Genomic DNA, 22,195 nt, shown 5'->3' on the forward strand with positions numbered 1-22,195 from the left:
AATGAGTACTATAACGAATATATGATATATTTATACTTTTATTAATGACTAACATTTTTATGAATTAATTGATGATCTTACATAGGAGGCATAACGATGAGCAGTTATCAGGATCATATCATTGCACACTACAAGTTTGAGGATGCGGACAACATCGGTAAGGATTACTCCGGCCAAGGCAAAGATGGCATTGCTGCAGGTCTTTCCGTACCGTCGGTGGCGAAAGTGAGTGGAAGGAATGCGGCTACTTTTGCAGGGGGAGACAATGGAACATCGTATCTTCAGTTACCTTCAGATCTATTTCAAAATGTAAGCGATAAAACAGGCATCACTGTGGCAACCTGGTTACATCTGAACAAGGGCTCCAATGTGTGGGAACGGATTTTTGACTTTGGAAAAGGAGAACAGGGCCCCTATCTGTTTTTGACGAGACAGCTGAGAGGAACGATGTCTGCCGAAGGGGATCTGGTTGTGGATCCGGGCCGAGGATTTGCAACGGGGGAATGGATGCATATAGCTTTATCGGTAGCTGGTACTCAGGGAGGTACGCTCAGCAGTGCTGGCCCGATCGTTTATGTGAATGGAGAGAAAATAGCGGATGGGTCCATCAGTCAGACGTCCAGTGGTAATTATGCGAAGCTCCGCAGATGGTTCGATTCCTTCACGGATTCGGCCAATTATAGCCAGAATTACATTGGTCGCTCTCAGTATGCAGCCGACGTTGATTTTGCCGGATCACTGTCCGACTTTCGGATATATCAGGCCGGATTAACCATGGATGAAGTCATCGAAGTCATGTGTGAATCATTAACCGATGAAGAGATTGTTACGTTGGCAGGAGATAAATATTTATCATTTCCGACCCGAATTATTACGAAGAATATTTCGCTGCCTGTTGACTTGCTAGGTGGGAAAGTGAATGTCGACTGGCAGTCCAATCGTCCTGACGTGCTGTCGCATGATGGGGAAGTGCAGTCCATTACCTCGCCACAGGAAGCAAGATTGAATGCGATCTTGAGTAAAGGCGAAAGCACGCTGAGTAAAAGTTTTGACGTGTCCGTATTGCCGCAGGATCTGCCGCCCTATACCATAACAATCCACGGCGATCAGCAAGTCGCTGATATTAGCGAGGTCATGTACGGTCTGTTCTACGAGGACATTAACAATGCGGCGGATGGCGGAATCTATGCCGAGCTGGTTCAGAACCGTTCATTTGAATCTTTTGCATTTGATACATATTCACATACCTCCGGTGAATGCGGATGTTCAACGGGGCGGAACCGGGATCCGTTATTCGCCTGGTCTGGTGATACCAGCAAAATGAATGTTCATCACGAAGGTGGATTGAATGAACGCTTCAAACTCGAAGACCCAGATGTAAATGCTTACTATGTGACGGTTCAGGATGGAGCAACAATACGAAATCGTGGTTTCTCCGATACCAATCAGCATTGTGCCATGTCCATCAAAAAAGGTGAACAATACGACTTCACCATCTGGGCAAAGGCAGAATCGGCCGGTACGATCACCATACAACTGCAGGATGGCTCGGAAACCGCAATCAGTGATTCCGTCAAGATTCATGTAGATGGAGGAGGTACCTGGAAAAAGTATGGTTCTGTCCGCGTGGATTCAGATACGAGTAATCAGGCTCTTGTTCTTACCGGAACAGAGACAGCACTTGGACAGCTCGCGCTTACGTTTGAAGGAGATATTTCCATCGATATGGTGTCTCTGATCCCGCGCGATGTATGGGGCGCAATTCCGGATGAAGCAGGCATTTCCGCATCAGCGCATGCCAACTACAAGGGGAACCCGAACTATCGACTGAGGAAGGATCTGGTTCAGGCTCTCGTTGATATGCATCCCAAGTTTCTGCGCTTTCCGGGAGGATGTATCTCTGAGGGGTCCTTTATCTGGGATAATGTGTACGACTGGAAGGATTCTATTGGGCCGGTTGAGCTGCGCAAAGAGAACTACAATGTCTGGGGTTATATGATGACGATGGGTCTTGGGTACATGGAGTACTTCCAGCTTGCGGAAGACTTGAATGCCGCTCCGGTTCCTGTAATGGCCTGTGGAGTTCTGTGTCAGGCACGTTCGGATTACGCACATCCGGCTGGTGGCGCATTAAGAGATTATTACATCAAAAACTTCACCGATCTGATTGATTTTGCCCTGAGTACAGATGTTGAACATAACGAATGGGCGGCAATACGCAGCCAAATGGGGCACCCTGATCCGTTCGATCTGCGCTACCTTGGTGTAGGCAACGAGAACTGGGGAACCGAATTTTTCGCCAACTTCGAAGTGTTCAAAGCATCCATTGATGAATATATGAAGCTAAACTATCCGGATCATGAACTGCATATCATTTCAACCGTTGGTGCACAAGCGGACGATGATGCATACCAACAAGGCTGGAAGTTCCTGAGCGGTAACCTTACGGGTTCGGCCCAAATTGCGTTTGCCGATGGACAGAAGGTCATTGAAGAAACGGTAACCTGGTATGAGAAGCAGGATGATTACATGGATACCATTGCAGACGAACACTATTATCGGTCCAATGATTACTTGCTGAATAACGTGGACCGTTACAATTACTACCATCGGGCATATCATGAAGATGGGCAAATCAACTGGAACGAGACTTCCAAGGTATTTGTCGGAGAGTACGCATCCACGGACAAAAATACACTGGCCGGTGCCGTTGCAGAAGCAGCAATCATGACCGGCTTCGAAAACAATGCAGATGTCGTTCGTTTGGCTGCCTACGCGCCATTGTTCAATAAGGTGCTGACGGATGGAACCTATCGCTGGACACCGGATTGCATCTGGTTTGACGATGAAACGGTATGGTATACACCGAACTACTACGTACAGCACCTTTTTGCGAAATACGTTGGAGATCAAGTGATCGACACTTCGTTTAAGACGTACAGCAAAGGAAAACAAGTGGAACTCATCCCTCATGGAGGAATTGAGATTGCAACCGGTCATGCAGACATCGTCGTGAAACGAGTTACGGTCACATCCAATCAGGATGGCAGCGTGCTGTTGAGTGAAGATTTCAGGGAGCAGACGGAACTGAGTAAGGCGTGGGGTATGATTCCTGGTTCGAACGGATTTACACTTGAAGCCGGTAACGGACTTGTGCTGAAAGCGCAAACCAGCGGCCTGAACGGGATATATCTTTTGAATGATAAATGGACCAATTACAAGGTGCAGGTGGAAACCAAGCGCTTATCGGGTGATGACGGTTTCTATGTTGGCGTGGGACTTACGGATATTTCTTCTGACAAGAAGGATGTCATTGAATATGCAATTGGTTACGGTGGTGATGCAACGGGAGTGAAAGTTTACAAACAAGGTATCGAAGGATATACTCTCGGTGATTATTCTTCAAGTTCCGCAGCGGGTAACCTAAGAGCTGCGAATTATGAACCGCTGGAGAGCGGTACCGATTATACGATCACTGTCAATTATGGCGGCGATACAGGAAAGAGCTTAATCTGCTCCTACACAGACGGACATACAACCAGCAAAGTGCTGGATTACAAGCTCGAAGCATATAACCGTGAGGTGTTCCATTCCGTTACGAGAGATCAGCAGCATGTATATGTAAAAATGGTGAATGCCGATAGCGTGGACAAAGCCACACACGTCCATCTTGAGGATCTGAATGTGAAATCTGCAGCACGGTTGATCACACTCAGCGGAGATCAATCATTGGTTCATGTTCCGAATGTGAACCAGAAGAATGATGAGAAGGTGGTTCCACTGGAACGGGAGATTGTACTGGACGGTGAATCTGTAGTTCTTCAGTTACCCGCTCATTCAGTTAATGTATTGATTTTGGATTTGTAGTTTCATTTATGCTTCTCCCCTCGGAAGAGAACATTATTCATGAAAAAACCGCGAGTAATCGCGGTTTTTTTGTGTTTTCAGATGGAGAGTCAACAGAAGATACCCAAAGTAAATAACCTACACTATTTCATCAGCATGCCTGCTCCTATAATAAATTTTGAAGGAGGAGACAGCTCATGCGTTCCAACTACAAACAATTTATCAGAAACATTCCGCTTCATCTTATGATTCTGCCAGGTTTGATCATCATTATTGTATTCGGTTACATTCCAATGGCAGGTCTCTCGATTGCCTTTCAGAATTTCTCTCCGATTGCCGGATTCAAGAACATGAACTGGGTAGGCTTGGATAACTTCAGATACCTGTTTGATCTTCCAGGGTTTGGCCAGGTCGTGTGGAATACGGTATTCATCTCTGTCATGAAAATTAGTTCCGGCCTTGTGATTCCGGTGCTCGTAGCCTTGCTGCTCAACGAAGTACGCAAAACCGGATTTAAACGAACGATTCAAACGGTCATTTATATGCCCCACTTTTTTTCGTGGGTAATCCTGGCCGGCATTATCGTGGATGTGTTGTCCCCGAGCAGTGGGATCGTGAATATGCTGCTTAAGGCACTCGGGATGGATCCGATTCAATTTCTTGCCAGCAACGATTGGTTTCCGTACATACTGGTCATTACTGATCAATGGAAAGAGTTCGGTTTTGGCACCATCATCTATTTGGCAGCACTGACCAGCATTGATAAGTCTCTCTATGAAGCCGCCGTCATGGACGGGGCAGGACGATGGAAGCAGACCTGGCATATTACGCTGCCCGGAATTCGTCCGATTGTCATTCTAATGGTTACCCTTAGTCTTGGAAACGTACTTAATGGCGGGTTCGATCAGGTGTTCAATTTGTACAACCCGCTCGTCTATGAATCCGGTGATATTCTGGATACGATGATCTATCGAATCGGTTTGCAGGATGCCCAATATTCAGTTTCTACGGCGCTTGGCCTCATTAAGTCGGTAGTTTCATTCATCTTTATCGGACTTGGTTATTTTCTGGCCTATCGGTTCGCCAATTATCGCATATTTTAGAAAGGAGGCAGAATCATGCACCATGCATCGAGAGCCTATCGCTGGTTTTTAGGGTTTAACTACGTCATCCTGACGATTCTTGCCTTGCTCTGCCTGTTTCCGATCGTGAATATATTGGCGATATCGTTCAGTTCGAGTGATGCAGTCAAAGCCGGTAATGTTACATTCTGGCCCGTGGATTTCACGTTATCGTCCTATAAGTACATTTTGGAAAATCAACAGTTCCTTAACTCGTTTGGCACGAGTCTGCTTCGGGTGGTATTGGGAGTTGCCACGAATCTGATCTTTACAATTCTCGTGGCTTTTCCTCTCTCCAAAGAAGCTTCCAGGTTTCGTTCCAGAACGTTCTATGCCTGGATATTTGTATTCACCATGCTGTTCAATGGAGGGTTGATTCCAGGTTATCTGGTCGTTAAGGAAGCAGGTCTGCTGGATTCGATCTGGGCACTGATTTTACCGGGGGCGGTTCCCATCTTCAATGTACTGCTGATGCTGAACTTCTTCAGAGGATTGCCAAAAGAATTGGAAGAAGCCTCATGGATGGATGGTGCAGGGCATTTCCGTACACTGTGGAGCATCTATCTGCCCATTTCCCTGCCAAGCATTGCAACCATCACGTTGTTTGCCATGGTCGGACACTGGAATGCCTGGTTTGATGGCATGATCTATATGAAAAGCCCGGAACATTATCCGCTCGCTACGTATCTGCAATCCATGCTGCAGCAAGTGACGATGATCCAGAGTGAAATGATGACGCTGGAGGATGCAACGCTGTTAAGCCAGGTGTCCGATCGAACGACCCAGGCGTCCCAGATTTTTTTATCCGTGATTCCCATTCTGCTCGTCTATCCATTTCTGCAGCGGTATTTCGTCCATGGGCTTGTTGTCGGGAGTGTAAAGGGATAAGATCGGTAGGAGGAAAAGCGAGTAGAGGAGCCGATTTCCGGCTCCTTTTTTGCTGCTTGAGGAGAGGAGTGGAAGGGGCAATGAGATTATTGGGGGGGAGCTGGAAAACCAACTCCATTGTGGTCAAACTGATGATTGCTTTTGTATTGGTTATTCTCCCGTTGTATGGAAGCAGCATTGTAATTACACATAATAGCTCCAAGCAAATGCAGACCGAAGTGGAAAATGCGCATGATTCCAAGCTGCACTTCTACCACAATCATCTGCAATTCGAATTGGAGCGAATGAGCAGTCTCGTCAATGAATTTTCGTTCGATGAACCGATGTCCACACTAAGTACCAGAGCACCCATTATGAGTCGGTATGAGATTACATCCAGTCTGAATGACATACATAAGAAACTCAGTCAGATCATGGTGACCAGTCCTTACATCAGTGATGTTGTGTACTATGTTCCTGCGCTTCATAAGCGGGTAAGTGCTGTGGATGGCATCCGCAGCGTTGAGGACGACGAGTGGAAAGCTCTGCTTGCGACGATGGGGAATCTGAATGGGGAGTTATCCACTTCGGCAGATGATCTCTATTTCCTGAAGAGTAATCCGTACAATATGAATCACGAGGAGCCGCCCAATTTTATATTGGGATTACGCTTATCTGCGGATGAGCTGAAGAAAAGGCTGCAGCAGCTGTCGGAAACGGGCGGTAGTGATATCACGCTGAGCTTTGGTGACAAGCACGAAGTTGTCATTTCCTCCTCAGAGCAGGCGGTCTCTACTGGACTATTACAGATGCTCCCAACGGAATCTCAGGATGCGCTGCACGTAACGAGATACCACTCCGATCATCATTTGTATTACTCTCTCTATGATTCGGATCATTCTTTCACATTAACCTCCAGTATTGCAGAAGAAGTGCTTCAGGCACCACTGGAACGATATAAGTTATGGTTATGGATGTTAACCGTGATGTCGATGGTCATCATTGTCATCTTCTCATTATCCGTGTACAAATCGATCCACAAGCCGTTATCTGCACTTGTCAAAGGATTCAGAATGGCGGAGCAAGGGCAGCCAGACATTCGTATTCCCCATTCAAGACGGGATGAATTCGGATATTTATACTCTCGTTTCAACCATATGATAGAGCGCTTACATCTTTTGATTGAAGATAATTATGTTGCCCGAATACGAACGAGTGAAGCAGATCTCAAACATCTTCAATCCCAGATTCAGCCTCACTTTCTATACAATAGTCTCTTCAGTATTAAGCAGATGGCGGAGGTGGAGAACGTTGAATTAATCCAGGAGTTTACCGACTATCTGGGTCAGTATTTCAGGTATATGTCACGTGACTCCCGCACAGAAGTCTCGCTCGGTGAAGAAGTAGACCATGCAATGGTCTATGCTGCGATACAGAAGATCCGATTCGGATCAAGAGTACAATTGCTCATCGAGGATATAGACCCTATGTACAGATCGATTGCGATCCCGAGAGTCATTGTTCAGCCAATTGTGGAGAATGTCTTCGAACATGCACTTGCCAAACGAAGTCAGGGAGGTATTCTTAAACTATCTTATCAGACGACGGAGGACAGGCTTTCCATTCTGATTGATGATGATGGTGATCAGTTAACGGACGAGATGTTAGCTGGGCTGGATCAGTCTTTTGGGGAGCCTGCGCAGAGACAGGAAGATGAAGAAATCACGGGGCTTATCAATGTGAACCAAAGACTGAGAATCAAGTTTGGTTCACATTACGGTCTCGCTGCTAGGCGCAGTGACCTGGGTGGTTTATGTATTATCGTGAATGTTCCATGGAAAGGGGAGCTGCCTCATGCAGCGGATGCTGATCGTTGATGACGAACCGGTGATTTTGGACGGACTATATGCCTTCTTCCAGAAGGCGAATTTTCAGGATATGGAGATTATCAAGGCTCATTCTGCCTTTGAAGCGATTGAGTGGTTAAATTCCGTGAAGGTGGATATTGTGCTTAGCGATATCTGTATGCCTGGAATGGATGGCATGGAGCTCATTGAGAAAATCATGGACCGATGGCCCAGATGCAAAGTATTGCTGCTGACAGGCCATAACGAATTCGATTATGCACATCAGGCTATTCGCAATCCCTGTGTGGTGGACTACCTTCTCAAGACGGAGGGCATGAGTCAGATTCGTACGGCCGTAGAACGTGCTTTGGCACAAATCTCGGAAGAGAATGATTTCAGGTACCAGAATGCCTGGTTCCGCAGCAAGCTGCCAAGAGCCCTGCCCCAGCTGCAGCGTCAGTTAATGCTTGATCTTATGAAACGAACGGAAAGGCATGATGTTTCCTCGCTTCAGGAGGAATTGGATGCTGTACAGCTTCCTTTTCGCTCAGGGGAGTGTGTTATTCCAGTCATTATTCGAGTGGAGGAATGGAACAACTATCAGACGCAGGCTGATCGAAGTTTAATCAGGTATGCTGTGGCTAATGTGGCAGAGGAGCTGCTTCAGGATAAGTCGACAGTCAAAGCTGTTGATCTGGATTATCAGGTGATTGCTTGTTTGATCCAGCCAGTTGCGGAAAGTACAGCGTATCGTGGAAATGCACAGGAACAGTGGGAGCAAACCCTTCGCTTTGTCTATGGAACGCTGGAGTCAGTGCAGCAATCGTGTGCAGATTGTCTTAATCTCTCGGTGTCGATCATGGTCAGTGAACAGGCTGTAGCTTGGATGGAACTGAATCAGACTATCGCGCAGTTGCGATTATCCATTCATGAAGGACCAGGACTCGGGATGGAAAAGCTGATTCGTGTCAACGTGCAGCCGGTAATGAACGTGGCACCAAACCCACTGAGCCAGCAGGCGGTTGCGTCGCTGCATCTGGATCAGGTCAAGCAGCATGTCGCAGCGGGAGACAGCGAATGGATGACTTCATTTCAGAAATGGACTGAGAGTTCGAAGGAGGGGCTTCAAGATCCGTTCTTTCGAATGAAGGTATACACCGAAGCAGGGAGTATCTTGATTGAACTGCTTCATGAATTGGGCTTATACGAACCTGCGAAGGAAGAGGTGGGTCTCTCCCGGATGCTGCATTTTGATATCCATACACCGTGGCCCGAACTCGTTATCTTCTATCAGTCTGCCTTTGAATGGATGATATCGAAGCGGAGCGATACCCGCCTGAATGACCAGTCTCAAATCTTGATCTCGATCCATCAATACATCAAGCAACATCTGGAGGACGATCTCTCTCTTACCCGTATTGCGCAGGAAGTCTCTCTCAATCCTTCGTACCTGTCTCGTTGGTATAAACGAGTCACGGGCAAAGGCATCTCGGAATATATTCATGATCGCCGCATTGAACGAAGCAAGGAACTGCTGCTCGGTTCTTCATGTAAAATGCATGAAATTTCCGCCAAGGTCGGGTTCAGTGACCAGCATTACTTTTATCGTTTTTTCAAAAAAGCAATCGGCTGCACGCCCCAGGAGTACCGGGATCAGAAAAGTTAAAATACGTTTTAAATGGTAAATCAAAGATACCAGATGTAAACGAGATCCACTCGAACTGATAGCGCTTTCTTTATACAATGAAAACATACCTCACGGGAGGAACAAAAAGGGGGATTCGTCGTATGAATATGTCATTCAAAAGGCTTTCATTGTTATCGCTTAGCATGATCCTGGCAGGGACTCTTGCAGCCTGTTCATCAGGTGCAGGTAATGCAGAGAGCGAAACCAAGCCCAGTACACAGCAGGATGCTGGAGGACCACTCACCAAGTATGACCCGCCAATTAAATTAACCTCGACGATGAACGAAACGGGTAAGGAATCGCTTGCACAAGGGGATACACATGCGAACAATATATGGACCCGTGGTTACAAGGACGAACTTGGCATTGAAGTAACGTATGACTGGATTGTGCCGGATGCCAATTACAACGATAAAATGAATGTAACCCTCGCAAGCGGAGATTTGCCAGACGTGTTGAAAGTTAGTGCGGTGCAGTTCGAGCAATTGCATGAAGCGGGCATGCTTGAAGACTTAACGGAAGTATATGATAAGTACGCATCGGATCTGGTCAAGGAATTTATGTCAGCAGAAGATGGAGCAGGTTTAAAACCCGTGACCAAAGATGGCAAGATTTACGCCATGGTTAGTTTTCCGGGTTCACTTGATTCATCAGACATGATCTGGATCAGACAGGACTGGCTGAAAAAGGTAGGGCTTGAAGCGCCAAAATCGATGCAGGATGTCATCCAGATTGCAGAAGCGTTCACGTTCGAAGATCCGGATGGCAATGGCAAAGATGATACATACGGGATCGCGCTGAACAAGGATTTGCCCATCAATGCGTTCCTGCTTGGGTATCATGGATATCTCGAAACCTGGATCAAGGATGCATCCGGACAGGTTGTGAATGGTACCATTCAACCTGAGGTGAAGGAAGGCTTGAGAGAACTGCAGAATTTGTATCAAAAGGGCGTGCTGGATCCCGAATTTGGGGTGAAGGATTTTGCGAAGATGATGGAGGACGTGAACGCTGGGAAGTCTGGCATGTTCTTTTTGCCGCAGTGGGCTCCATTTCAAGTCAGCAGCATGATCAAGAAAGACCAGAACGTCGATTGGTTGCCTTATCCGGTACAATCCATCGATGATCAGCCAGCCAAAACACAGAACCACCTCAGTCTGGGCGGCATATTCGCAGTCCGCAAAGGGTATGAGCATCCGGAAGCACTCGTTAAATTGCTGAATTTCCAGGCAGAGAAGATGTTCGGAGAATCTGCAGAGAAGGAACGCGCAGATTATTTGAATGGTTTAACCGGGCTTGGTTTTCATAACGCAACGGTGTCCAATCTGCCTGCCAACAAAAACGTAAAGGCCCAGGACGAAGTGGAACAGGCCCTGAAAACGGGAGACGTATCTGGACTTGGGCTTGAAGCGAAGCTGTTCTATGATGATATTATGGATTACCGTAACGGCAATCTGGATAAATGGCATATGGAACGCATCTTTGGACCGGAGAGCTCACAAGGCGTTATCAAGTACTACCGTGACAATGACCTGATCGTGATGAATGAATTTATATATGCACCAACGAGAACCATGAATACGAAGCAGGCTACACTGGATAAGCTTAGAGCGGAGACATTTTTGAAAATTATCTATGGCAACCTGTCGATTGATGAATTTGATAACTTTGTAGCCAACTGGAAAAAACTTGGCGGAGATCAGATTACACAGGAAGTCAATGAAGCCATTAATGCCAATAAATAAACAAGATGTGCCACAATACAATTGAATTTGTATTGTGGCACTTTTGCTGCTTGAATATACTTTCAATATATTGGGACTATCGTGTGCTTCATGTGGTTAAAAAACGGGATGGCTTCATTTCTTATTTGCGCTTCAACAGTATAACCCCGGAGATCGCAGATGTGTTTTTACGATATACGACTTTAAAGCCGATATCATGATCCAGCAAACAGTTTAGAGCATTGATTAACAAAGCACCAGGTACCAGGGAGAATGTGCATGGTGATGTGTTTCCGATCACACGAACACTTCTGATTCTTCGAGCAGATCCCGGTACAAGCGGGTTTCTGGACCAATAGATTAACACGAGATCAGGTTGACGTGGTGCCTTTGTACAAGTCCGACAAGCCATCGTATCATCTCTTTTCTATTAATAATAGGTTCTCTATATTAAATGAAAAGTAGTGATAGGATGTGCTGGACGAACTACTCCATGCGATATAAACAGGCGTATGCCATGTAAGAAAGCTTGAAAGTGAAGTCAGTTTGATAGAGAGGAAAGAAGAGGAAAGGACCTCTATCGCGAGATCCTTTCTCTTGCGGGAATAATGATTACGAAGAAAGCTTCGTCGGAATGACTATAATTCAGTCAGTCAACTTACTTTTTGGTTCCGTGCTGTTTGGTTGGTAGCTTGTCGCTGGGTGTTCCTTTACCGTTGTTCTTGTTATGACGGGCCTTTTCGGCATTCTCATTTACCTTTTGTACAAATTCATGGGTGCTTTCCATGGACGATACAGCTCCTTTATAATCAAAATGTGTACCCGGATCTTAATATAACCATCCGAAGTCCGTAATATGAAACTGGACAAGGGCAGGGCCGATGTCTAAACTAAAAACATACAGAAGGATACATAACAAGAAGGAGCGCGGGTCCAAACATGTTGCAGAAATTCGGTTTTACGCAGTACGAAAGTCAGGTGTACGAGGCGATCTTCGCTCAAAAGGAACCACTCGATGCATCATCCATCGTCAATCACTCCAATGTGCCCAAAGCCAAAATTTACGAAGTATTAAACCGGCTTATCGATAAAGGAATTGTATTAACCACCATGCATGGCAAGAAAAAATTGTATACAGCCGTGGATCTCCAGTCCGTTATTTTGAAGATCAAAGCGGATTTTGAGAAGGATATCGAGGAATTGAACACCTATAAAATCAAACGAACGTTTACGGATGAGCATATTTGGACACTGAAGGATGAAACATCAATTGGTTCCAATATTGAGCAGCTTATGGCAGAGGCCGATTCATCCATTCTGTTTCTAGCTTGGAATGAGAAGATGGAGAACTACCGTAGGCTCTTGGAACAAAAGGAAAAGCAAGGTGTGCATGTTGAGGTATTGTCGGTAGGAGGATTAGAGACATCCTTAACGAACAAGTACGCTTTAATTCCCATGCTGGACAAGCTGGAACCATTGCAGCTGCTGATTGTAGACCATGCCTATCTGCTGTTCGCAGGAATTGAAAATGACTCCTGGAAAGCGATTAAGACCATGTCCAAGCCGATTGTCAAAGCGATGACGGATTATTTTTATCATGACATTGCCCTCACTCAGATCACCAAAAAATATGGAGATCAACTGCTGCAGGACGAAGAAATATCCAAGCTGCTGGCCCGGTTGATTTATTAGAAAGCTATTCTTTTATGGAATAGTTTTTTTTATTGAATTTTTACTCTCATTAGGTTACTATCGTAGTTGTAACTTTATGGGAGGATTCATGAAATGAATAAAAAAGTATATTTGCTTGCGATTGCGGCATTTGTGGTTGGAACCGTGGAACTCATTTTGGGTGGTATTCTCGATCTGATTGCTGCAGATCTTCATTTGACTCTGGCGAAGGCCGGTTATTTAATATCCATCTTTTCGTTGGTATATGCCATATCTGCGCCGATTCTGTTAAACGTAACGGCCAGATTTGAACGTAAAAAGGTATACATGTACACCCTGCTGATCTTCCTGGTCAGCAATCTTATTTCCGCTTTCAGTGCCAACTTTTATATGCTGATGGCAGGCAGGGCACTCGGGGCTGCGACAGGCTCGCTCATTTTTGTATTGTCCCTGACACTTGCTGCTCGCATTGTGGAGCCGCAGTACAAAGGACGTGCGGTGGGGATCATTACGATGGGTGGCAGTGCATCACTCATTCTCGGTGTGCCGCTCGGAATATTCGTGGGTAATCTGGCAGGATGGCGTGAAGTGTTTGTTTTCATTGCCATAATGACTGCCATTGTCATGGTAGCCATTGGTCTTGTCATGCAGCGGGTTCAGCCGGTGCCTGTCGTCTCTCTGAAGCGTCAGTTTGCTGCACTGTGGAATCCGAGGATGCTCGCGATTCATGCGACCACCTTATTGGTGCTGGCGGGTCATTTGACGTTATATGCGTATTTCACACCATTTCTCCAGGAAACAATCGGTGCAAGTTCGACTATGGTTACCTTTATCTACATGATGTTTGGCATCGCGGCTGTTGCCGGTGGGGGACTTGGGGGCGTATTATCGGACCGTCTGCATCCGGCAAAAGCCATCGTCATTGTGTTAATTCCTTTCATTATGAGTATGGCGGTTATCCCATTCAGTGTAGGACTGCCTCTAATCGCGTTCCTTATTCTGCTGAGCATCTGGAGTGCCTTGAGCTGGACGGTTACGCCAGTGCAGAATAGTCTGATTATCAAAACATCTCCAGAAGCAGCGGAATCACTGATCAGCACCAATTCGGGAATTGCCCACGCAGGGATTGCCCTTGGCACGTATGTTGGCGGGATGGTGATTGATCATTCAACCATTCTGTATAACGGCTGGGTTGGTTCAATTCTGATTCTTCTGGGCTTGGTTTCGGCCATATATGCGATTAGTCGCAAGGAACAATCGGTACAAGCCACTGCATAAGAATGATACGAAAAGAGTGCATCAGTCTATCGAACTTGGGTAGAGGGTGTGCTTTTTTTAAAATTCGTAAACCTGAACAACGCAGAATGAGTGTCATGCCAATGATTCGTTTTTATAGCAGCCGTTTTTAATCACTTTCAAGATATTGTATAGTGATTACATTGACGTTCGAAATTTGGAGGCTGGAACGCTTATGAAAATAGCAAACGCTAATTTGATGAAAGAGATTAATATAAACAACGTACGCCAAGTCATGAAACAGGTGGAGACAGCAACCAAGCCCCAACTTGCGTCCTTGACCAAATTGAGTGTGGTTACGGTGAATTCACTGGTCAAGGAATTGTGCGAGCTCGGTGAGCTGTACGAGGATGAGACAATACCTTCCAACGGAGGCAGGCCCGCTTTAACCTATCGTTACAATTATGATTTCAGCCTGGCCCTGGTGATCTATATGAATGACAAGCAGGGACAGGATCTTATTACGGCAACCGTCATCAATTTGGAGAATAGCATCTTGCTGAAAGAAGAACATACATTGCCTGAATTTGACCAAACACAATTTCTCGGACTCATTGAACCTATTCTCGCTCAGTATCCTTCTATTAAAGGCATTGGAATCGGGATTCCCGGGCAAACGGTGAACGGAGAGATCACGGTAAGCAGTCATCAGCAGCTGAAGGGTTTCCGGATGGCTGAAGAGATTGAAGCAAGATTTGGACTACCGGTCATGGTGGAAAATGACGTTAATGCTGCTGTTAGCGGTTATTGTTCTCAGCAGGAACTGGATGAGGGAAACAGTGTGATCGGAATTTACTTCCCGACTAATTATCCTCCAGGCATGGGCATTTACCTTAATGGCAAAGTCGTTAAAGGCAAGAACGGCATGGCTGGGGAAATTAAATTTCTTCCCTTAGAGATGGACTGGTACAGTGCAATGGAGCCGGAGGTGTTTGCTGAAACGGTATATCAAATCATTCATACCGTAAATGCGATCCTCGCACCGGACAGGGTTGTTATTTATCAAAGTCAGGTAGAAGCAGAGGCGTTTATTCAGGGCTGGGAATTGTATCAAGCAGGGCAGCTCATGCCTGTTTTCCCGGAAGTGATTTTAAATGAACCCTTTCAGGAGCATTTTGAAGCGGGCATGCGGTGGTTAACCTTAAAAGAACTTGAGCCTAACATCATTCAAATTTCGTGAATCCTATATGGAGCTTCCACAAGCCGCATTATGTTCAAATGACTACGCAGCGATGCAGATTCAATAATTATTCAAATTTGAACCATTTTTGCTTCCAAGCCATGCGTTATACTGAATGTGGAGAACGTTACATAATTCACAAACCAGGATTGGAAAGGTGAGATGGAATCTGATGAAGACAGTGATCGGCCGATTCAAAATTGCAGGAATATGCGAAGGAGTTTCCTTGCTCCTGCTTGTTCTTATAGCCATGCCTTTGAAATATTTCGCGGATATATCTTCTCCGGTGGCCATTATGGGCATGATTCACGGGATACTGTTTCCGCTGTATCTTATTGCACTGGTACATTTGGCTGTTGTAAACAGGTGGAAGGCGGCACGCTGGTTCATGGGTGTCGTGGCCGGTTTGCTGCCCTTTGGAACATTTGTTTTTGAATCTTATTTGAAGAAGAGAGACTGGAAATAAACCTCATACTCATGATGAAAAAGGCGATCAGCCTACTGTAAAGCACAGTAGCAGAAGAGACGCCTTTTTTTGTTAGCTGTGATCGTGGCAAATTAAATGCCTTGACTTTTACGGTCACTTAGGCAGGTACTTGACAGGGGTATGGTATAGTATAAAAAGTTTGGATGAATAGAATGAAGATGTAAGCAGGAGGTTTAATCGTGTACCAATATAAGGATCAGGAATATGAAGCGGTGCATTTTGACGGGCATGACTTGAGATACGGGGAGCTGATGCGCTGTGTTTTCAAGCAATGTACCTTTATGAATGCCTCCATGGAGGAGATCGAGACGAGCAATTGCCGGTTTATCGAATGCGACTTCAGAGGAGCGAGCATGAACGGATCGTTTCATACGGAATCTGCTTTTGAGAACTGTACATTTAGCGGAGCTAACCTTTTTGTTTCCAAATTTACGTCCTGTAAAATGACCGGTTCTGATTTCTCTGGAGCACAGATGGATGGTGTTACCCTTATTCAGGGGGACTGGTCGTATACGAATCTGAGACACACGAAGCTGGGCAAACAAGATTTGCGGGGCATCCGCTTCTACGAAACGGATTTCTCGGATACGGACCTTGGAAAGGCAGATCTCAGAGATTGTGACATGACCCGAGCAACACTGAGCAGGGCCAAGCTTATGGGAGCGGATCTGCGCGGAGCTAATCTGGAAGGCATTGATCTGAAATCCCTGGACGTCAAGGGTGCACGTATAGACACGGAACAGGCTGTATTGTTTATGCGTTCTTATGGCGCAAAGGTTGATTAACACCAAATGAAATGGACACAAACCCGTATGAATCCACAGGTTTGTGTCCATTTTCATGCCATCTAGAAGCCGACGTTATATGTAATCACTAAGAAGTTAGCTTTTGAGAATTTGTTGAAAAGGTACGAAGCGCTTATTTAACTGTACCCGTTTGACGATCTGACAGTAGACTGAATCCGTTGTCAACCGAAGCGGCGGAGGCAGAAGCAGCAAATGAAGCGAACAGACAGAGGGCAGCGAGGAATAACATGCTTTTTCTTTTCATAGATAAACCTCATTTCATATATGATGGTTATACTTATCCAGTGTAATCCAAATTGGGGTAATTTGGAAAGTGAAACTTTATGATTTATGGAACTCCGTCTGGTAATGAATAGGTAATCCACTTCGTTGTGCATTTTATAAGTGCATGTATTCATGGTACACTCATACTTGCTATATCATTTTGGATTGAGATGGAGGCGCTAATGAAAGAAATACATGAGTTAACATCCATGGACATGGTTGATTCGTTTATCCAGCAGCATAAGCTGACTTTTCTGTATGTCTCCAGGCAGGAATGCAGTGTATGTCATGCCTTGCTGCCCAAGATTAGAGAATTGCTCCAGCCTTATCCTTCAATTGCTCTGGGACACATTGATGCGAATCAGGTGGAAGAGGTGGCATCGAAGTTCCTCATTTTCACCGTTCCGATTATGCTTGTTCTGGTTGAGCAGAAGGAAGTTGTGCGGGCGGACCGGTTCGTTCGTCTGGATCGTTTGGCAGAGCAATTGGAGCAGATTTACAGCTCATACGCATGAAAAAAAGCATAGAGCATCAGCATTAAAAAATTAAAGTGTTGTGCTGAAAGCGGTTTTATGCTAATTTAACAATATAAAAACGTTTTTATAGCAAAGGACTAATCATTATGGCTAAGATTACGATCAAAGATGTTGCAAGAGAAGCAGGCGTTTCCATATCCACCGTTTCCAATGCTCTGAATGGTGTGGACGTGCTGAATCCGGAGACGAAGTCTCATGTGCTGAAGGTGGCTGAGCGGTTAAATTACGTTCCCAATCTGAATGGCAAGTTGTTAAAATCCGGACAAACCAAAATGCTGGGCTTCTTCACGACCAGTGTATCAGGCCCGTATTTTTACAAGCTGGTTGAGTCGATGTCCCGCGAGTGTGATCGCCTCGGATATGGGCTAAATGTATTTGTCACCAAGGATAAACAGGTCATCATGAGCAATATCATGGGGCGCCGCGTGGATGGTGTCATTATTTATGAAGAGCTGCGAATTGATGAGCAGGATATTCTGTCCATGCAAAAAGACAAGATCAAGGCAGTCTTTCTGGACCGTGTCTATCAGAGTGAAACGATGGGAAGCGTCATTTTTGACTCGTATGTGGCAGCATACGAAGCAACGAAGTACCTGATCTCACTTGGACACAAGAAGATTGCTTACATCTCCGGGGTGGATACGATGTTTGACAGCGTGCAGCGTAGAGACGGGTATCTGGCAGCTTTGCGTGAATACCAGCTTCCGATGGATGATGACTATATCATTCAGGGTTATTTTGAGGAAGAGAGCACGTACAGTGCCATTAAGTCCTTTTTGCACCTGCATCCAGGCAAGCGTCCCGATGCATTTCTCGCGGGTAATGACCTGAGTGCGGTTGGCTGCATTCATGCATTAAAATCCGAAGGGTATGAAGTTCCTCAAGATGTTAGTGTGGTGGGGTTTGACGATATTGATATTGCTCCGTATTTTTCACCGCCGCTCACAACGGTAAGGAATCAGATTGCAAGGCAAGGAATACTCGCTATTAACCAATTGGTTGGCATGATCAAGAAGAAAGAGCAAGGTGCAGCTCAAAAATTATCGGGTGAACTCATCGTCAGAGGTTCAAGCCACGTAAAGATCGGCCGGAATGATATATGAAGCATAGTTGTGTAGGATCATTTCGGTCTTTTTTTAAATGAAGGAAGCTGAATAAGGGGGTTTTTATGCAGAAAAATAAAAACGTTTTTATGAGTATGGAAAGTCAGAGGGGAGCTATGGAACGTGAGTAAATTAGCTGTTGAGAAGGCAGCCAGGAATACGCCGATTGGGTCAGGTCCTAAACACAAAAAGCCGCTAGGACAGCGGGTTAAAGAGTTCTTCATCGACTATCGCAGGCAGTGGGAAATTCAGTCCATGATTATACCGGGCATTATCTTTATGATCATTTTTTGTTACATTCCGATTTATGGTCTAACGATTGCTTTCAAGAATTACACGGTCATTGATACACTCGCTACCGCACCGTGGGTAGGCTTGGAGAATTTCAGAATTATCCTGTCGGATAAATATTTCTGGGATGCGGTTGTGAATACGCTGGGCATCAGTTTTCTCAAATTGGGGATCGGCTTCGTCATTCCCATTATTCTTGCAATCATGATCTACGAGCTGAACAGTGGACGGTTCAAGAAATTTGTGCAAACGGTTTCATACTTGCCGCACTTTTTGTCCTGGATCGTACTTGGCGGCATGCTCATCACCTGGTTCTCAACGACGGGGCTGTTCAATCAGATCCTGCTCAGTCTGGGCTTGATTGAACAGCCGCAAAACATCCTGCTGGATGCCGGAAAGTACTGGTGGATTGCTACGTTATCGGATATATGGAAAGAGGCCGGCTGGGGGACCATCTTGTATCTGGCCATTATGTCGAAGATTGACCCCACGTACTATGAAGCTGCCAAAATTGATGGTGCAAGCAGACTTAGACAAATCTGGAACATTACGCTTCCGAATATGAGATCCATCATTAGCTTGAATCTGATTCTAACGGTAAGCGGTTTACTTGGCTCCAACCTGGACCAGACACTCGTTCTGATGAACTCGCAAAACCGAGAAAAAGCAGAAGTCATCAACTCTTATGTATATCGTATGGGGATGTCTCAGGGTGACTTTTCGTATGCGACAGCGGTTGGACTCGCTGTCTCGATTGTGTCCGTCATTTTGCTGGTTACCGCAAACAAGATCACGAGCAAGCTGAACGATAATCAATCTGTGCTGTAGAAGGAGGCGTAACGCGTGAATGGAAAGGTGGCAAAAGAAGATCTCGATAGCCGGATCTTTGATACGCTGAATATTATTTTGCTGGTCATATGTACCATTGTTATTGTGGTCCCGCTTTGGAATGTGGTTATCTCTTCCTTTAGTTCCGGCAGGGCGCTTGCGGAAGGCGGGTTCATTTTCTGGTCACCAGAGTTCTCACTGGAGAACTACCGGGCTGTATTTAATGATTCGAGTATTTGGCAAGCCTTCTTCATTTCGGTTTCCAAAACGACAATTGGAGTGGTTACTCATGTATTTTTCTGTGCCATGGTGGGTTACGGCCTGAGCAAAAAATACATACGGGGCAGGAAGCTATATGTTGCCATGGGTGTTATCACGATGTTCTTCTCGGGCGGGATGATTCCAACGTACCTGTTGATCAAATCACTCGGCCTGCTCAACAGCTTCTGGGTATATATCATTCCGGCGCTGTTCAGCTTCTATGATGTTGTCATTCTGATGAACTTCTTCCGGAACGTCCCGGATTCTCTGGAGGAGTCAGCCAAAATCGATGGCGCCGGAGACTGGCATATCTTCCTCAAAATCTTCATCCCGCTCTCCATGCCAGCAATGGCTACCATTGCGCTGTTCAATGGAGTGGGGCAATGGAATGACTTTATGACAACCAAGTTGTACATTACGGATCAGTCATTATATCCACTGCAGATGATGTTATATGAGATTATTGTGCAATCCCAGACGCAATCCATGCAAAATATCGGAGGCTCTGCGGTCATTGAAACAACGACCAAAGGTGTGCAGCTCGCCACGATCGTCATTACTACTTTGCCCATCGTGCTGATCTATCCCATCCTTCAGAGATATTTTATATCAGGAATGATGCTGGGGGCTGTCAAAGAGTAAAGCTAAGCTCAAGCTGGATCTATCAAGGTTTTTGAATGCCTGTGCAGGTATTTACCACATTCTGAGGAGGAATCTCGATGTTGAACATGAAGAAGGCCATCGGTCAGACGGGAATTAAACTAAGTGCTGCCCTGCTGACAGCAGTATTATTGGTTACAGGATGCGGAGGAGGAGCAGGTGGCTCCGGTGAGGGGAACTGGGTTTCCATTGAAGACCGATACACGGTTGATCCAGAGACGCCGGCATGGCAGCTGGACAAAAAAGAAGAGGTAACGGATCTAACCTGGTACGTTAACGCAGACTGGTGGAATACCGATTTTGGCAAAGACATCGTCACAAAGAAAATCAAAGAAGATTTGAACATCAACATTAAATTCATAACAGGGGACGATACGAAACTGAATACCTTTTTTGCCGGTGGGGAGATGCCCGACCTGCTGACCGTATTCGACTCGAACTCTCCTGTCGTGCAAAAGGCTGCAACCTGGGCACTGCCGCTGAATGATCTGGCTGAGAAATACGATCCGTATTTCAACAAGGTGGCTGCGGCAGATACTCTTAACTGGTTTCAGCTGTCTGATGGCAAGACCTACGGATATCCGAACTATTCCAATACACAAGCCGATTATGATAGCGGTAACATTCCAGCCAAAACAGCATTTATCATCCGTAAGGATGTCTATGAGGCACTGGGAAGTCCAGTTATTGGAACACCGGAAGAATTCCAGAGCGTAATGAAGCAGATCAAAGAAAAGTTTCCAACGTTGATCCCATTCGGATTTAACGCCATTGGAGAGGGTACAGGTTCGCTTGGAGATACGCTGCAGGATTTCATCGGTGTACCTCTGGAGAACGAGAACGGCGGATTCTATGATCGTAATCTGGATGAGGACTATCTCGCTTGGTTGAAAACGCTGAACACCGTATACAGAGATGGCAATATCAGTGATGACAGTTTTGCAGATGATGGTACGGCGTTTGAGGAAAAAGTGAAATCGGGAAAATATGCAACGATGCTGCTGGACGGCACACCACAGCAAGGAGGCAATCTTCAAATTTATATGAGTGCTAACCCTGGCAAGGAATATATCGCAATTGACGGTCCACAGAGTACCAAAGGCCATGCTCCAACGTTGAATCAATCCGGCATAACGGGCTGGATGATCAACTTTATTTCCAAGGACAGCAAGGATCCGGCCAAAGCCATTCAGATCTTCACGTATCTGCTCAGTGAGGAGGGGCAGACGCTAATGAACTACGGTATCGAAGGTGAAACTTACCAGACCCAAGCGGACGGTACGGTTGAATTACTGCCAGCCGTGAAGGACCTGCAGCTCAATAATGCGGATAAGTTCAAAAAGGATTATCGCATGGGAGAATTCATGTTCTTCGGTCATGATCGTCACAAAGCGTTAAGTGCGGATGCTTTTCCTGAGTCGATTAAACAAATGCAGGAATGGGGCAAAGGCAAGCTGAAACCTCATTTTATTCTGGAGAATATCAATCCGGATCAAGGAACACAGGAAGCACGTGCCTTGTCTGCCATCAACACCAAATGGAATTCGACACTGGTTAGCATGGTTCGAGCGAAGGATGATGCTTCATTTGATGGTGCACTTGCCGCTTACAAGTCATTCCTGGATGAAAATCGTTGGGACGAGATCGTGAAGGTCCGCAGTGAGAAGATGAAACAGAATAAGGAGAAATTAGGCATCCAATAAAAGAAACCCGGAGGGGA

18 protein-coding genes are annotated in these 22,195 nt (G+C 45.7%); 16 read left to right on the forward strand and 2 right to left on the reverse strand.

The window, feature by feature from the left end; genetic code table 11:
* Positions 1–96: 96 nt before the first annotated feature.
* The 6 genes from MHB82_RS13135 to MHB82_RS13160 all read left to right on the forward strand — a co-directional run bounded on the left by MHB82_RS13135 (position 97) and on the right by MHB82_RS13160 (position 11,113).
* On the forward strand, positions 97–3,867 hold the full coding sequence (locus MHB82_RS13135) for an alpha-L-arabinofuranosidase C-terminal domain-containing protein (protein WP_341174871.1): 3,771 nt from the start codon (positions 97–99) through the stop codon (positions 3,865–3,867).
* Positions 3,868–4,043: 176 nt separating this feature from the next.
* On the forward strand, positions 4,044–4,949 hold the full coding sequence (locus MHB82_RS13140) for an ABC transporter permease (protein ID WP_341174872.1): 906 nt from the start codon (positions 4,044–4,046) through the stop codon (positions 4,947–4,949).
* 15 nt (positions 4,950–4,964) lie between these two features.
* The gene (locus MHB82_RS13145) at positions 4,965–5,855 is read left to right on the forward strand and encodes a carbohydrate ABC transporter permease (protein ID WP_341174873.1); all 891 of its coding nucleotides are present in this window, start codon (positions 4,965–4,967) and stop codon (positions 5,853–5,855) included.
* 80 nt (positions 5,856–5,935) lie between these two features.
* Entirely contained in the window at positions 5,936–7,711 is a 1,776-nt protein-coding gene (locus MHB82_RS13150) for a sensor histidine kinase (protein WP_341174874.1), read from the forward strand.
* On the forward strand, positions 7,689–9,347 hold the full coding sequence (locus MHB82_RS13155; RefSeq protein WP_341174875.1) for a response regulator: 1,659 nt from the start codon (positions 7,689–7,691) through the stop codon (positions 9,345–9,347). The genes MHB82_RS13150 and MHB82_RS13155 overlap by 23 nt, the downstream gene beginning before the upstream one ends.
* 122 nt (positions 9,348–9,469) lie before the next feature.
* Positions 9,470–11,113 carry an extracellular solute-binding protein gene (locus tag MHB82_RS13160; protein ID WP_095358310.1) on the forward strand — a complete coding sequence of 548 codons (1,644 nt, stop codon included), beginning with the start codon at positions 9,470–9,472 and terminating at the stop codon, positions 11,111–11,113.
* A 637-nt stretch (positions 11,114–11,750) separates the two neighbouring features.
* Here the strand turns inward: MHB82_RS13160 and MHB82_RS13165 are convergent.
* Positions 11,751–11,879 carry a DUF4023 family protein gene (locus MHB82_RS13165; RefSeq protein WP_095358309.1) on the reverse strand — a complete coding sequence of 43 codons (129 nt, stop codon included), beginning with the start codon at positions 11,877–11,879 and terminating at the stop codon, positions 11,751–11,753.
* A 152-nt stretch (positions 11,880–12,031) separates the two neighbouring features.
* On the opposite strand from MHB82_RS13165, the gene MHB82_RS13170 reads away from it, so the two are divergent.
* The 5 genes from MHB82_RS13170 (at position 12,032) to MHB82_RS13190 (ending at position 16,511) form a co-directional block, all read left to right on the forward strand.
* The gene (locus MHB82_RS13170) at positions 12,032–12,784 is read left to right on the forward strand and encodes a TrmB family transcriptional regulator (RefSeq protein WP_341174876.1); all 753 of its coding nucleotides are present in this window, start codon (positions 12,032–12,034) and stop codon (positions 12,782–12,784) included.
* 93 nt (positions 12,785–12,877) lie between these two features.
* The gene (locus MHB82_RS13175; RefSeq protein WP_341174877.1) at positions 12,878–14,041 is read left to right on the forward strand and encodes an MFS transporter; all 1,164 of its coding nucleotides are present in this window, start codon (positions 12,878–12,880) and stop codon (positions 14,039–14,041) included.
* A gap of 193 nt (positions 14,042–14,234) precedes the next feature.
* Positions 14,235–15,239, forward strand: coding sequence for an ROK family protein (locus MHB82_RS13180; RefSeq protein WP_341174878.1), 1,005 nt, complete (start codon positions 14,235–14,237; stop codon positions 15,237–15,239).
* Between the two features lie 172 nt (positions 15,240–15,411).
* Complete coding sequence (locus MHB82_RS13185; protein ID WP_341174879.1) at positions 15,412–15,705, forward strand: DUF3817 domain-containing protein; 294 nt, start codon at positions 15,412–15,414, stop codon at positions 15,703–15,705.
* 200 nt (positions 15,706–15,905) lie between these two features.
* The gene (locus tag MHB82_RS13190) at positions 15,906–16,511 is read left to right on the forward strand and encodes a pentapeptide repeat-containing protein (protein ID WP_095287398.1); all 606 of its coding nucleotides are present in this window, start codon (positions 15,906–15,908) and stop codon (positions 16,509–16,511) included.
* 133 nt (positions 16,512–16,644) lie between these two features.
* Here the strand turns inward: MHB82_RS13190 and MHB82_RS13195 are convergent, their stop codons facing one another.
* On the reverse strand, positions 16,645–16,776 hold the full coding sequence (locus MHB82_RS13195) for a hypothetical protein (protein WP_255247833.1): 132 nt from the start codon (positions 16,774–16,776) through the stop codon (positions 16,645–16,647).
* A gap of 202 nt (positions 16,777–16,978) precedes the next feature.
* On the opposite strand from MHB82_RS13195, the gene MHB82_RS13200 reads away from it, so the two are divergent.
* The 5 genes from MHB82_RS13200 to MHB82_RS13220 all read left to right on the forward strand — a co-directional run bounded on the left by MHB82_RS13200 (position 16,979) and on the right by MHB82_RS13220 (position 22,178).
* On the forward strand, positions 16,979–17,311 hold the full coding sequence (locus MHB82_RS13200; protein ID WP_341174880.1) for a thioredoxin family protein: 333 nt from the start codon (positions 16,979–16,981) through the stop codon (positions 17,309–17,311).
* A 107-nt stretch (positions 17,312–17,418) separates the two neighbouring features.
* Entirely contained in the window at positions 17,419–18,435 is a 1,017-nt protein-coding gene (locus MHB82_RS13205; protein WP_341174881.1) for a LacI family DNA-binding transcriptional regulator, read from the forward strand.
* 123 nt (positions 18,436–18,558) lie between these two features.
* Complete coding sequence (locus MHB82_RS13210) at positions 18,559–19,554, forward strand: ABC transporter permease (protein WP_341174882.1); 996 nt, start codon at positions 18,559–18,561, stop codon at positions 19,552–19,554.
* Positions 19,555–19,569: 15 nt separating this feature from the next.
* Entirely contained in the window at positions 19,570–20,457 is an 888-nt protein-coding gene (locus MHB82_RS13215; RefSeq protein ID WP_095287395.1) for a carbohydrate ABC transporter permease, read from the forward strand.
* A gap of 77 nt (positions 20,458–20,534) precedes the next feature.
* Positions 20,535–22,178 (forward strand): sugar ABC transporter substrate-binding protein, encoded by a 1,644-nt coding sequence (locus MHB82_RS13220; protein ID WP_341174883.1) that lies wholly within the window; start codon positions 20,535–20,537, stop codon positions 22,176–22,178.
* The last annotated feature ends 17 nt before the right edge of the window (positions 22,179–22,195 follow it).

The organism is Paenibacillus sp. FSL K6-2862 (genome assembly GCF_038005125.1).
In the GTDB taxonomy this organism is placed as follows: Bacteria; Bacillota; Bacilli; order Paenibacillales; family Paenibacillaceae; genus Paenibacillus; species Paenibacillus illinoisensis_A.